The following is a 13,314-nucleotide window of genomic DNA, read 5'->3' as shown; positions in this document are numbered from 1 at the left end:
GCTCAGGTCCAGCCGCCGTCGACGACGAAGTCCTGCGCAGTGCACATGGCGCTGTCGTCGGCCGCAAGGAACAGCGCCATGCTGGCGATGTGCTGCGGCATCAGCGGCTGGTTGATGCACTGGCCCTTGGCGATCTCGTCTTTCGACTCGGGCTTGACCCACAGGCGCAGCTGCTTGTCGGTCATGACCCAGCCCGGCACCAGCGTGTTGACCCGGATGTTGGACGGCCCCAGGTCGCGCGCCAGGCTGCGCGTGAGGCCCTGCACCGCCGACTTGGCCGTGAGGTAGACCGGCATGCTGCCCTGCTTGAGCATCCAGCTGACCGAGCCCAGGTTGATGATGGAGCCGCCGCCGGCCGCGCGCATGTCCGGCGCCACCGCTTGCGCGGAAAAGAACTGGTGCCGCAGGTTGACGGCGATGCCCAGGTCCCACGTCTGTGGCGTGGTTTCCTCGATACTGTGGCGCTTGTCGTTGGCCGCGTTGTTGAGCAGCACGGTGATGAGCCCGTTGCTGGCGCGAATCGCCTCGATGGCCACCTTCAGCGCCGCGATGTCGGTGAGGTCAGCGTGCACGAACAGCGGTTCATGGCGCGCCCCGGTGGCCAGCGCGGCCGCCAGCGCATTGCCGTTGCCCGCGTCGATGTCGATGAAGCCGACCTTCGCGCCCTGCGCCACGAAGTTCTCGACCAGGGTGGCGCCGATGCCGCTGGCGCCACCGGTGATGAGCACGCTGCGATCCTGCAGGCTGGGATAGAGAGCATTCATTGGGGGTCAGATTCCAATTTCGTCGCGGGGTTCATCCGGCGAATTGCGCCGCCGGCAGGCCCGGGCTGTCCAGCGTCACGGCGAAGAGGGCGCCGGCCAAGGGCTGGGCGGCGCGCTCTTCGGTCGTGAGGCCGCTCCAGGCGCTGGTGATGTAGAGCGTGCGCAGATCGGGGCCACCAAAGGCGCAGTCGGTGATGTTGGCGGCAGGCAGCTCGATGCGGCACAGCTCCGCGCCGCTCACCGGGTCCAGGCAGCTGACGCGCGAGCCGGCCCAGTGGCAAAGCCAGAGGCGGCCGGCAGCGTCGGTCGTCATGCCGTCGGGCAGGCCCTCGCCCTTGGCCAGCCGCAGCCATTCGCGCTCGTTGCGGAGGGTGCCCGATTCAGGCTCGAAGTCGTAGGCGCGGATGCGGCCGCGCACCGTTTCGTTGAAGTACAGGGTGCGGCCGTCGAGCGACCAGGCCGGGCCGTTGCTCACCGCCACGCCTTCGATGTGGCGCGTGCAGCGGCCGTCGGGGTCGAAGCGGTAGAGCGCGCCGGTGGGCGCTTCGCATGCGTAGTCCATGCTGCCGCCCCAAAAGCGCCCTTGCGCGTCGCACTTGCCGTCGTTGAAGCGGTTGCTGGCCGGCTCCGTGTCGGGTTTGTGCAGCATGCGTGGCACCGGCTTGTCCGCGTTCGGATCGAACAGCGCGAAGCCATGGCGCAGCGTGACGATCAGGCCCTGGCCGTTGGCGCGTTCGGCCAGCGCGGAGATCTCCTCGTCGAAGTCCCAGCTGCTGCGCGCGCCGTCGCTGGGGCGATAGCGGTACAGCTTGCAGCCCAGGATGTCGAGCCAGTACAGCGCCTGTTCGCGCTCTGACCAGACGGTGCCTTCGCCCAGTTCGGCGCCGGCGTTCCAGATGACGCGGGGCGCGTCGAGCACGCGCGGCGCGGGCAGGGATGAGGTGGCGGGGTTCAGGGCTTGTCTCCTTCGTTGTCGTTGGCGGCCGATGCTAGCGCCGACGACCCATGCTGGAAAGACGGCAAAAAGGCATCGATCGATGCCTGCTTTGTTATGTCAGTCCATCTCCAGCCGCACTCCATACACCTCGCCGCTGGCGGCCTTGAGCGCGCGCATCATCACCTTGGCGGCAGGCGAGAGCAGGCGGTCGGTGCGGGTGATGATGCCGAAGGCGTCCATGTGGCAGTTCATCGCCACCGGCAGCACCGCCACGATGCCGTGCGCCGCGTAGTAGCGCGCCACGTCAGTCGCCACGATCGCCACCATGTCGCTTTGCTGCAGCATGCGGGTCGTGAAGAGCAGGGCCGAGGTCTCGATCAGGTTGATCGGCGGCGCCAGGCCTTCTTCCTGGAACATCAAATCGAAGCGGTGCCGCAGCACGCTGCCGGCGGGCGGCACGATCCAGCCGCTGGCGACCACATCGCGCAAGGTCAGGCCGCTCATGCCCAGCAAGGGATGGCCGGGCCGCACCAGGGCGCTGATGGGTTCTTCCACCAGCGCCTCGTAGCGCAGCTGGGTCTTGTCGTGCTCGGCAAACAGGCGCGCCACCAGCATGTCCAGCTTGCCCTGGGCCAGGCGCTCCAGCAGCACCGGGCTGGTCTCGATCTCCAGCGACACCTGCAGGCTGGGGTGCTCGCGCTTGACCATCGCCACCGCCGGCGGCAGCAGCGACAACCCGGGCGCGGTGATGCAGCCCACCGCCACCTGGCCGAAACGCCCGGCCTTCAGGCCGACCAGCTCGTCGTGCGCCTGGTTCAGGCTCGCCAGCGCCACCCGGGCGTGGCGGATCATGGTTTCCCCGTACCAGGTCGGGCGCATGCCGCGCGGCAGGCGCTCGAACAGCGGCACCTCCAGCACGTCCTCCAGGTCCTTCAGGAGTTTGGAGGCGGCCGGCTGCGTCATGTTCAGCACCTGGGCGGCGCGGTGGATGTTGCCTTCTTCGGCCAGGGCCACCAGCAGGAGGAGCTGGCGGGTCTTCAGGCGCGCGCGGATGTACCAGTGGCTGTAGTTGGTCATTGATGTCCAAGGGTTTTCGTCAATCCGATTTCTGATATCGATTCAGCCCAAATCTTCATTGGAAAGCTATCGGTGACATTCCTACACTCCGCGACACCTTGAAGCGAAGCGACCTCCAGCACAAAGCCCGCCAGTACATCAACGGCCGTTGGGAAACGGGTGTCACCACGGGCATCAGCCGAAATCCGTCCGACACGGGCGAGGTCGTGGCCGAGTACGCGCGGGCCGATCGCAGCCAGGCCGAGCGGGCCATCCGTGCCGCCGCCGACGCCTTTGCCTCCTGGAGCCACAGCACGCCGCAGCGGCGCGCCGATGCGCTGGACCAGATCGGCAGCGAGATCCTGGCGCGCAAGGACGAGCTGGGCCTGCTGCTGGCGCGCGAAGAAGGCAAGCCCTTGCCCGAGGCAGTGGCCGAGGCCGCCCGCGCCGGCCAGATCTTCAAGTTCTTCGCCGGCGAGGCATTGCGCAGCCCGGGCGAGACGGTGGCGTCGCTGCGCCCCGGCGTGCAGGTGGACGTGACGCGCGAGCCGGTGGGCGTGGTGGGGCTGATCACGCCCTGGAACTTCCCCTATGCCATTCCGGCCTGGAAGATCGCGCCGGCGCTGGCCTTCGGCAACAGCGTGGTGTTCAAGCCCTCCGAACTGGTGCCGGCCTGCGGCTGGGCGCTGGCCGAGATCATCAGCCGCGCGGCCCTGCCGGCCGGCGCCTTCAACCTTCTGATGGGCAGCGGCCGCGAGGTCGGCCAGGCCATCGTCGAGCATCCGGCGGTGGACGCGCTGAGCTTCACCGGCTCGGTGCCGGTGGGCGAGCGCCTGCTGCAGGCGGGCGCCGCGCGGCGCGCCAGGCTGCAGCTGGAGATGGGCGGCAAGAACCCGCTGGTGGTGATGGCCGACGCCGACCTGGAGCGCGCGGTGGAATGCGCGCTGCAGGGCGCTTTCTTTTCCGCCGGCCAGCGCTGCACTGCCTCCAGCCGCCTGATCGTCGAGTCATCGGTGCATGACAGCTTCGTCGCCCGGTTGCGCCAGCGCATGGCGGCACTGAAAGTCGGCCATGCACTGGAGCCCGGCATCGAGATCGGCCCGGTGGTGGATGGCCCCCAGCTGCAGCGCAACCTGGATGCGGTGCAGGCCGCCCGCGAGGAAGGGGCCGAGCATGTCTGGGGCGGCGACCTTCTGCAGCGCGCGAGCCCGGGCCATTACATGAGCCCGGCGCTCTTTCTGGCGCAGCCCGAGCACCGGGTGGCGCGCGACGAGATCTTCGGCCCGGTGGCCTGCGTGCTGCGCGCCGACGACTACGAGCACGCGCTGCAGCTGGCCAACGACACGCCCTTCGGCCTGTGCGCGGGCATCTGCACCCGGTCGCTGGCCCATGCCACGCATTTCCGGCGCCATGCCAAGGTCGGCATGACCATGGTCAACCTGCCCACGGCCGGCGTGGACTACCACGTGCCTTTTGGCGGGCGCAAGGCTTCCAGCTACGGCCCGCGCGAACAAGGCCGGCAGGCGGCCGAGTTCTACACCGTCACCAAGACCGGCTACATGCAAGCCTGAGCATTCTTCGCTTTCCGTCCGCTCATTCAAACCAACCACAGGAGACAACCATGAGCATCAACCGTCGTACCCTCACTGCCGCCCTGGCCGCGGCCTCGGTCACCGGCGTCCTGCCCCTGTCGGCCTTCGCGCAAAAGAAGATCGTGCTGGGCTTCGCCCAGGTCGGCGCGGAAAGCGAGTGGCGCACCGCGAACACCGAATCCATCAAGTCGGCCGCGCAAGAGGCCGGCATCGAGCTGAAGTTCTCCGATGCCCAGCAGAAGCAGGAGAACCAGATCAAGGCCATCCGCTCCTACATCGCGCAGAAGGTGGACGTGATCGCCTTCTCGCCGGTGGTGGAGACCGGCTTCGAGACCGTGCTGCGCGAGGCCAAGGCGGCCAAGATCCCGGTGGTGCTCACCGACCGCTCGGTCAACGTGAAGGACGACAGCCTCTACGTCACCTTCATGGGCTCGGACTTCACCGAGGAAGGCCGCAAGGCCGGCCGCTGGCTCGTCGAGAAGATGAAGGGCAACCCGGGCCCGGTGAACATCGTCGAGCTGCAGGGCACGGTGGGCTCGGCGCCGGCCATCGACCGCAAGAAGGGCTTCGAGGAAATCATCAAGGCCGACCCGAAGTTCAAGGTCATCCGCTCGCAGACCGGCGACTTCACCCGCGCCAAGGGCAAGGAGGTGATGGAAGCCTTCCTCAAGGCCGAGGGCAAGAAGATCAATGTGCTGTACGCGCACAACGACGACATGGCGATCGGCGCGATCCAGGCCATCGAGGAAGCGGGCATGAAGCCGGCCAAGGACATCGTCATCATCTCGATCGACGCCGTGAAGGGCGCCTTCGAGGCCATGATGGCCGGCAAGCTCAACGTGTCGGTGGAATGCAGTCCGTTGCTCGGGCCGCAGCTGATGAGCGCGGTGAAGGACATCAAGGAAGGCAAGCCGGTGCCCAAGCGCATCATCACCAAGGAAGGCATCTTCCCCATGGAGATCGCCGCTGCCGAATTCCCCAAGCGCAAGTACTGATTCGAGCAAGCCTCAGGAGCAACAGACATGAAGAGACACTTTCTCAAGCGCCTTCTGGGCGGCCTGGCGGCCGCCGGGCTGTTCTGCATCCCGGCGCTCGCCTTGTCGCAGGACAAGGGCCTGGTCGCCGTCTCGATGCCCACCAAGTCGTCCGCGCGCTGGATCGCGGACGGCTCCAACATGGTCAAGTCGCTGGGCGAGAAAGGCTACAAGGCCGACCTGCAGTACGCCGACGATGACATCCCCAACCAGCTGGCCCAGATCGAGAACATGGTCACCAAGGGGCCGAAGGTGCTGGTGATCGCCGCCATCGACGGCAGCACCTTGTCGGACGTGCTGCAGAAGGCGGCTGACAAGGGCATCAAGGTGATCGCCTACGACCGGCTGATCCGCGGCTCCAAGAACGTCGACTACTACGCCACCTTCGACAACTTCCAGGTCGGCGTGCTGCAGGCGCAGTCGATCGAGAAGGCATTGGATCTCAAGGCCGGCAAGGGCCCCTTCAACATCGAGCTGTTCGGCGGCTCGCCCGACGACAACAACGCCTTCTTCTTCTACAACGGCGCGATGTCGGTGCTCAAGCCCTACATCGACAGCGGCAAGCTGGTGGTGCGCAGCAAGCAGATGGGCATGGAGAAGGTGGGCACGCTGCGCTGGGACGGCGCGGTGGCGCAGGCGCGCATGGACAACCTCTTGTCGGCCTACTACAGCAAGGAGCGGGTGCATGCGGTGCTGTCGCCCTACGACGGCTTGTCGATCGGCATCCTGTCTTCGCTCAAGGGCGTGGGCTATGGCTCGGCCTCGCTGCCGATGCCGGTGGTGACCGGGCAGGACGCCGAGGTCCCGTCGATGAAGTCCATTTTGCGCAAGGAGCAGACATCCACCATCTTCAAGGACACGCGCGAGCTGGCCAAGGTCACGGTGAGCATGGTGGACGCGATGATGGCCGGCAAGAAGCCCGAGGTGAACGACACCAAGACCTACGAGAACGGCGTGAAGGTGGTGCCCTCGTACCTGCTCAAGCCGGTCAGCGTCGATGCCTCCAACTGGAAAGCGGTGCTGGTCGACAGCGGCTACTACAAGGAAAGCCAGATCAAGTGATGCCCCAGGGCGACACGATCCTGGCGATGCGCGGGATCACCAAGACCTTTCCAGGCGTCAATGCGCTGGACAACGTCAACCTTGCGGTGCGCGCGGGCGAGATCCATGCGGTGGTGGGGGAGAACGGCGCGGGCAAGTCGACCTTGATGAAGGTGCTCAGCGGCGTCTACCCCGCCGGTTCCTACGCCGGCGAGATCCACTTCGACGGAGCGCCGCGGCGCTTTCGGGACATCGGCGACAGCGAGAAGCTGGGCATCATCATCATCCACCAGGAGCTGGCGCTGGTGCCGCTGTTGTCGATTGCCGAGAACATCTTTTTGGGCAACGAGCGCGCGCGCGGCGGCATCATCGACTGGACGCTGGCCTACGGCCAGACGCGGGCGCTGCTGGCCAAGGTGGGCCTGCGCGAATCGCCCGGCACGCTGGTCACCAACCTGGGCGTGGGCAAGCAGCAGCTTGTGGAAATCGCCAAGGCGCTGTCCAAGGACGTGCGCCTTCTGATCCTGGACGAGCCGACCGCCAGCCTCAACGAAAGCGACAGCGACGCGCTGCTGGCCCTGCTGCTGGAGCTGAAGGCGCAGGGCATTGCCTCCATCCTCATCTCGCACAAGCTGGGCGAGGTCGCCAAGGTGGCCGATGCGATCACGGTGTTGCGCGACGGCGCCACGGTCGAGACGCTGGATTGCCGCGCGGGCCCGGTGAGCGAAGACCGCATCATCCGCGGCATGGTGGGGCGCGACATGGCGCACCGCTACCCGCAGCGCCAGCCCCGCATCGGCGAGACCATCTTCGAGGTGCGCGACTGGCGCGTGCGCCATGCGCAGCACGCCGACCGCGAGGTGGTGAAGGGCGTGAACCTGACGGTGCGGCGCGGCGAGATCGTCGGCATTGCCGGCCTCATGGGCGCGGGGCGCACCGAATTCGCCATGAGCGTGTTCGGCCGCAGCTATGGCCAGGGCATCAGCGGCAGCGCCTTCATGCATGGCCAGCCGGTGGACATCGGCACCGTGAGCAAGGCCATCGCCCATGGCATCGCCTATGTCACCGAAGACCGCAAGGCCCTGGGCCTGGTGCTGGAGGAAGAGATTCGCACCAACATCAGCCTGGCCAACCTGGCCGGCGTATCGAAGGCGGGCCTGCTCGACGCGGGCCGCGAGTTCAAGGTGGCCAGCGACTACCGCAAGGCACTGCGCATCCGCTGCGCCGGCGTGACGCAGCATGCGGTCGACCTGTCGGGCGGCAACCAGCAGAAGGTGGTGCTTGCCAAGTGGCTCTTCACGCAGCCCGAGCTCCTGATCCTGGACGAGCCCACGCGCGGCATCGACGTGGGCGCCAAGTACGAGATCTACACCATCATCGACCAGCTGGCGAGCGAGGGCAAAAGCATCCTGATGATCTCTTCCGAACTGCCGGAACTGCTGGGCATGTGCGACCGCATCTATGTCATGAACGAAGGCCGCTTCGTCGCCGAGATGCCGGTGGCAGAGGCATCGCAGGAGCGCATCATGCGGGTCATCGTCAACTCGGGGAGCGGCGATCATGGGCAGCAGTGAAGCAAAGGTGGCGGCGGAACCGGTGCGCGCACCGGGTCTGCCGGTGGCCGCCACGTCGGCGCACAAGGGCTTCGTGCAGAGCAACCTGCGCGAGTACGGCATGCTCATCTCGCTGGTCGCGATCATGGCGCTGTTCCAGGTGCTGACCGACGGCACCCTGATGCGGCCGCTCAACCTGACCAACCTGGTGCTGCAGAACAGCTACATCGTCATCATGGCGCTGGGCATGCTGCTGGTGATCGTGGCCGGCCACATCGACCTGTCGGTGGGCTCGGTGTGCGGCTTCATCGGCGCGTTGGCGGCGGTGCTGATGGTGCAGTACGACTGGCCCTACCTGCCCACCGGGCTCTTCTGCATCGTGGCCGGCGCGCTCATCGGCGCGGCGCAGGGCTGGTTCGTGGCGTACGCGCGCATGCCTTCCTTCATTGTCACGCTGGCCGGCATGCTGGTGTTCAAGGGGCTCACGCTGGCGCTGCTGGCGGGCCAGTCGGTGGGACCTTTTCCGACGGCCTTCCAGAAGCTCAGCTCGGGTTTCGTGCCCGATCCCTTCGGCGCCGAGTCGCTGCGCCTGGCCTCGCTGGTGCTGGGCGCGGTTGCGGCGCTGGCGCTGCTCCTGTCCAAGCTGCGTGGCCGCGCCCAACTGGCGCGCCACGGCATGGAAGAGGAGCCCTTCGGCTTCTTCCTGGTGAAGAACCTGTTCTTTGCAGCAGCCATCCTCTATTTCTGCTACCTGTTGGCCACCTACCGCGGCCTGCCCAACGTGCTGATCGTGATGGCGGTGCTGATCGTGGCCTACGACTTCGTCACGCGCCGCACCACCGTCGGCCGGCGCATCTACGCGATGGGCGGCAATGAAAAGGCAGCGCGGCTGTCGGGCATCCACACGCAACGCCTGGCCTTTCTCACCTTCGTGAACATGGGCGCGCTGGCGGCGCTGGCGGGCCTGGTGTTTGCGGCGCGCCTGAACACGGCCACGCCCAAGGCGGGCCTGGGCTTCGAGCTGGACGTGATCGCGGCATGCTTCATCGGTGGCGCCTCGGCCTCGGGCGGCGTGGGCCGAGTGATGGGCGCGGTGATCGGCGCCTTCATCATGGGGGTGATGAACAACGGCATGTCGATCATGGGCATCGGCATCGACTACCAGCAAGTCATCAAGGGGCTGGTGCTGCTGGCGGCGGTCTTCATCGACGTCTACAACAGGAACAAATGATGGCCGACGCACTGCCTGCCGCGTTGGAGCTGCGCGGCATCCACAAGCGCTTTGCCGGCGTGGCGGCGCTGCAGGACGTGCAGCTGGTGCTGCGCCCCGGCGAGATCCATGCGCTGATGGGACAGAACGGCGCCGGCAAGTCGACCCTGATCAAGGTGCTGACGGGGGTCCACGCCGTCGATGCGGGCGACATGCGGTTGAATGGCCAACCGATCCGGCCGGGTTCGCCCCTGGAGGCGCAGCGCCTGGGCATCAGCACCGTCTACCAGGAAGTGAACCTGTGCCCCAACCTGTCGGTGGCCGAAAACATCTTCGGCGGCCGCTATCCGCGCCGCAGCTGGCTTGAGGGCCGGCGGATCGACTGGGCCGCGGTGAACCGGGGCGCGCGCGAACTGCTGGCGCGGCTGGACGTGGACATCGACGTCTCGCAGCTGCTGTCCAGCTACCCGGTGGCAGTGCAGCAGATGGTGGCGATTGCCCGGGCACTGGGCGTGTCGGCGCGCGTTCTGATCCTGGACGAGCCCACGTCCAGCCTGGACGAGGACGAGGTGCAGAAGCTCTTTTCGGTGCTGCGGCGTTTGCGCGGCGAGGGCCTGGCCATCCTGTTCGTCACGCACTTCCTGAACCAGGTCTATGCCATCTCGGACCGCATCACGGTACTGCGCAACGGCCGCTTCGTGGGCGAATGGCCGGCCGCCGGACTGGGGCCGCAGGCCCTGATCACGGCCATGGTGGGGCGCGAGGTCGACCTGTCCGCTGGCGGCGCGGCGGCGCATCGCCCGCCGCTGGCGGCCGACGCGCCGGTGCTGCTGCAGGCCGAGCAGATCGCGCAGGCCGGCCAGCTGAAGCCGGTGGACCTGCGCCTGCGTCGTGGCGAGGTGCTGGGGCTGGCCGGCCTGCTGGGCTCGGGTCGCACCGAACTGGCCCGCCTGCTGTTCGGCCTGGCCAGGCCCGACCAAGGCAGCTTGCGCATCGATGGCGAGGAAGTGCGTTTCGCCAGCCCGGCCGAGGCGGTGCGGCGCGGCCTGGCCATGTGCCCGGAAGAGCGCAAGAGCGACGGCATCGTGGCCGAGCTCTCCTTGCGCGAGAACATCGCGCTGGCGCTGCAGGCCAGCCTGGGCCTGAAGCGCAACCTTTCGCGCGCCGAGCAGACCGCGCTGGCCGAGCGCTTCGTGAAGGCCCTGGGCATCAAGACCACCAGCGTGGAAACGCCGATCGGCCTCTTGTCCGGCGGCAACCAGCAGAAGGCCATGCTGGCGCGCTGGCTGGCGACCAACCCGCGTCTTCTGCTGCTGGACGAACCCACGCGCGGCATCGACGTGGCGGCCAAGCAGGAAATCATGGACGAGATCCTGCGCCTGGCCGACGGCGGCCTGGCGGTGCTCTTCATCTCGTCGGAAATGAACGAGGTGGTGCGCGTGTCGCACCGCATCGCGGTGCTGCGCGACCGGCGCAAGGTGGGCGAGCTGCCGGCCGGCAGTTCGGAAGACGCGGTGTACGAACTCATCGCGGCACAGACATGAGCAGCAGCACCGCAAGCCTTCTGCAGCGCTGGGGCCAGCATCGCCTCCTGTGGCCGCTGGTCACGCTGGTGCTGCTGCTGGCGATCAATGCCGCCTTCAACCCCACCTTCCTGCACATCGAATGGCGCGACGGCCACCTGTACGGCAGCCTGATCGACATCCTGAATCGGGCCGCGCCGCTGATCCTGGTGTCGCTGGGCATGACGCTGGTGATCGCCACCCGCGGCATCGACATCTCGGTGGGCGCGGTGGTGGCCATCGCGGCGGCGCTGGCGGCCTACATGATCGGCGGCTCGCTGGTGGTGAAGGACGGCGCGGCGGCCGAAGTCAGCCGCTTTCCGATGTGGCTGGCGATCGCCTCTGCGCTCGGGGTGGCGTTGGCCTGCGGCCTGTGGAACGGCATCCTGGTGGCGCGCATCGGCATGCAGCCCATCATCGCCACCCTGATCCTGATGGTGGCCGGGCGCGGCATCGCGCAGCTCATCACCGGCGGGCAGATCATCACGATCTACTACGCGCCCTATTTCTTCATCGGCAGCGGCTACCTGCTGGGGCTGCCGTTCTCGCTGTTCATCGCGCTGGCGGTGTTTGCCGTCTTGTACCTGGCCATCACGCGAACGGCGCTGGGCCTGTTCATCCAGTCGGTGGGCATCAATCCGGCGGCGGCCTACCTGTCGGGCGTGCGGGCGCGGCGGCTGATCGTCGGCGCCTACATGTTCTGCGGCTTTTGCGCCGGCGTGGCGGGCCTGCTCGTCAGCTCCAACGTGAAGAGCGCGGACGGCAACAACGCCGGCGCGCTGCTGGAGCTGGACGCCATCCTGGCCGTGACCCTGGGCGGCACCCTGCTGACCGGCGGGCGCTTCAGCCTGGTGGGCAGCGTGATCGGCGCGCTCATCATCCAGACCCTGACCTACGCCATCTATTCCCTGGGCGTGCCGCCGGAGATCAACCTGCTGGTGAAGGCGGTGGTGGTGTTCCTGGTGATGCTGCTGCAGTCGGCCGAGTTCCGGGCCTCGGTGCGCGGGCTGGTGCGCCGTGCGCCGCGCGGGGCGGGTGTGCGATGAGTTCGGCGGTGTCCATCCGGCGCGACGCTGCGCCTGAATCAAAGCGCAGCCCGCGTCACCCGCCTCGACTGCAGCCCCGCTACCTGCCGCTGGCCGCCACCATCTCGCTGTTCGTGCTGATGGCGGCGCTGGGCTCGGTGTTCTATCCGGGCTTCTTCTCGCTGCAGGTCTTCCTCAACCTGCTGATCGACAACGCCTTTCTCTGCGTGGTCGCAGTCGGCATGACTTTCGTGATCCTGTCGGGCGGCATCGACCTGTCGGTGGGCGCGGTCATCGCGCTCAGCACCATGGTGTCGGCCGCGCTGGTGGAAAAGCACGGCTGGCCGCCGCTCGCGGTGATTCCGCTGGTGCTGGCCATGGGCACGCTGTTCGGCGCCTTCATGGGATTTTTGATCGAGCGCTTTCGGCTGCAGCCCTTCATCGTGACCCTGGCCGGCATGTTCCTGGCCCGGGGGCTGTGCTATGTGATCAGCATCGATTCGATCAGCATCGGCCACGAAACCTACGCCGACATCGCGCAGCTGCGCGTGCCGGTGTGGGGCGACGCATCGATCACGCTGTCAGCGCTGATCGCCCTGGCGGTGGTGGCGCTGGCGGTGTTCGTGGCGCACTACACCGCCTTCGGCCGCACCGTCTACGCGATCGGCGGCAACGAGCAATCGGCGCTGCTGATGGGGCTGCCGGTGCGCAGCACCATCGTGGGCGTCTACACGCTGTCGGGCTTTTGCTCGGCCCTGGGCGGTGTGCTGTTCACCTTCTACATGCTGTCCGGCTACGGACTGCATGCGATGGGGCTGGAACTGGACGCCATCGCCGCCGTGGTGATCGGCGGAACGCTGCTCACCGGCGGCGTGGGCTATGTGGTGGGCACCCTCTTCGGCGTGATGATGCTGGGCATCATCCAGACGCTGATTGCCTTTGACGGCACCCTGAGCTCCTGGTGGACGCGCATCGTGGTGGGGGCGCTGCTGTTTGTGTTTTGCCTGCTGCAGCGCCTCTTTGGCGCGCGGGCGGCAGGCGGCCCTAGTTGAGCTGCGGCCGCGAAGGGATCGGTGTCACCGTCTCGCGGATGGCGCCGCCGCCCAGCACGCTGCCGTCGATCGAGGTCACGCCGGTGCCGAGCACGCGGTCCTCGCAGGCCGTGCGGTCTTCTGCCGGCTGCACCTGGCAGCGGGCCAGCGCGTTGTTGCGGTAGACGTCGGTCGGGGCATTGGTCAGGGCGCCCTGGCGCGCTGCCTGCTGGGCAGCGCCGGCTTCGCGGATGCAGGCGGCACGGTCTTGCTGGATGTTGTCGCACAGCGCGCGTTCGGCCTGGTATTGGCTGCCGCCGGCGCCGGCTCGGCCCGACGGACCCGCGGCGATGGCGCTCGAGGCGGCCAGCAGGCTGCCGGCGGCCAGCAAGGCCGAGCAACCTATTCGAATCGAGTAATTCATGGCTTCGCTCCTTGAATTGGCAGGCAACACGCCACGACGGCGCGTTTCTGCCAGTTCAGTTTGCGAGCCCCGCCGCACCGGCCTT

General features: G+C 67.4%; 12 protein-coding genes. 8 read left to right on the top strand and 4 right to left on the bottom strand.

The genetic code is table 11. From position 1 onward, the window contains the following. Positions 1-2: 2 nt before the first annotated feature. The 3 genes from ACIPRI_RS02995 to ACIPRI_RS02985 form a co-directional block, all read right to left on the bottom strand. A complete protein-coding gene (locus tag ACIPRI_RS02995) occupies positions 3-764 on the bottom strand; it encodes an SDR family NAD(P)-dependent oxidoreductase (RefSeq protein ID WP_446588334.1) in 762 nt (253 codons plus the stop codon). A gap of 31 nt (positions 765-795) precedes the next feature. Next, the gene (locus ACIPRI_RS02990) at positions 796-1,683 is read right to left on the bottom strand and encodes an SMP-30/gluconolactonase/LRE family protein (RefSeq protein ID WP_446588332.1); all 888 of its coding nucleotides are present in this window, start codon (positions 1,681-1,683) and stop codon (positions 796-798) included. A 135-nt stretch (positions 1,684-1,818) separates the two neighbouring features. Next, positions 1,819-2,778: a LysR family transcriptional regulator gene (locus tag ACIPRI_RS02985; protein ID WP_446588330.1), complete on the bottom strand. Its 960-nt coding sequence runs from the start codon at positions 2,776-2,778 to the stop codon at positions 1,819-1,821. 98 nt (positions 2,779-2,876) lie between these two features. On the opposite strand from ACIPRI_RS02985, the gene ACIPRI_RS02980 reads away from it, so the two are divergent. From ACIPRI_RS02980 to yjfF, 8 genes are read left to right on the top strand one after another with little or no spacing between them, the layout of a single operon-like run. Then, positions 2,877-4,328 carry an aldehyde dehydrogenase family protein gene (locus tag ACIPRI_RS02980; RefSeq protein WP_446588328.1) on the top strand — a complete coding sequence of 484 codons (1,452 nt, stop codon included), beginning with the start codon at positions 2,877-2,879 and terminating at the stop codon, positions 4,326-4,328. A 50-nt stretch (positions 4,329-4,378) separates the two neighbouring features. Then, positions 4,379-5,344 (top strand): ABC transporter substrate-binding protein, encoded by a 966-nt coding sequence (locus tag ACIPRI_RS02975; protein WP_446588326.1) that lies wholly within the window; start codon positions 4,379-4,381, stop codon positions 5,342-5,344. A 27-nt stretch (positions 5,345-5,371) separates the two neighbouring features. Next, positions 5,372-6,445, top strand: a complete 1,074-nt coding sequence (gene chvE / locus ACIPRI_RS02970) for a multiple monosaccharide ABC transporter substrate-binding protein (RefSeq protein WP_446588324.1) — start codon at positions 5,372-5,374, stop codon at positions 6,443-6,445. Continuing rightward, the gene (gene mmsA, locus ACIPRI_RS02965; RefSeq protein ID WP_446588322.1) at positions 6,445-7,998 is read left to right on the top strand and encodes a multiple monosaccharide ABC transporter ATP-binding protein; all 1,554 of its coding nucleotides are present in this window, start codon (positions 6,445-6,447) and stop codon (positions 7,996-7,998) included. Before chvE ends, mmsA begins: the two co-directional genes overlap by 1 nt. Then, positions 7,985-9,208, top strand: a complete 1,224-nt coding sequence (gene mmsB / locus ACIPRI_RS02960; protein WP_446588320.1) for a multiple monosaccharide ABC transporter permease — start codon at positions 7,985-7,987, stop codon at positions 9,206-9,208. The genes mmsA and mmsB overlap by 14 nt, the downstream gene beginning before the upstream one ends. After that, a complete protein-coding gene (locus ACIPRI_RS02955; RefSeq protein WP_446588318.1) occupies positions 9,208-10,731 on the top strand; it encodes a sugar ABC transporter ATP-binding protein in 1,524 nt (507 codons plus the stop codon). The genes mmsB and ACIPRI_RS02955 overlap by 1 nt, the downstream gene beginning before the upstream one ends. Next, a complete protein-coding gene (locus ACIPRI_RS02950) occupies positions 10,728-11,795 on the top strand; it encodes an ABC transporter permease (protein ID WP_446588316.1) in 1,068 nt (355 codons plus the stop codon). Before ACIPRI_RS02955 ends, ACIPRI_RS02950 begins: the two co-directional genes overlap by 4 nt. After that, positions 11,792-12,826, top strand: coding sequence for a galactofuranose ABC transporter, permease protein YjfF (yjfF, locus tag ACIPRI_RS02945; RefSeq protein WP_446588314.1), 1,035 nt, complete (start codon positions 11,792-11,794; stop codon positions 12,824-12,826). The genes ACIPRI_RS02950 and yjfF overlap by 4 nt, the downstream gene beginning before the upstream one ends. Here yjfF and ACIPRI_RS02940 read toward each other — a convergent pair. Continuing rightward, the gene (locus ACIPRI_RS02940; protein ID WP_446588312.1) at positions 12,819-13,229 is read right to left on the bottom strand and encodes a hypothetical protein; all 411 of its coding nucleotides are present in this window, start codon (positions 13,227-13,229) and stop codon (positions 12,819-12,821) included. The genes yjfF and ACIPRI_RS02940 overlap by 8 nt on opposite strands. Positions 13,230-13,314: the final 85 nt, after the last annotated feature.

The organism is Variovorax sp. LARHSF232 (assembly GCF_052871435.1).
The sequence above is the reverse complement of the archived record's forward strand: the minus strand, read 5'-3'. Positions and strand labels throughout refer to the sequence as shown.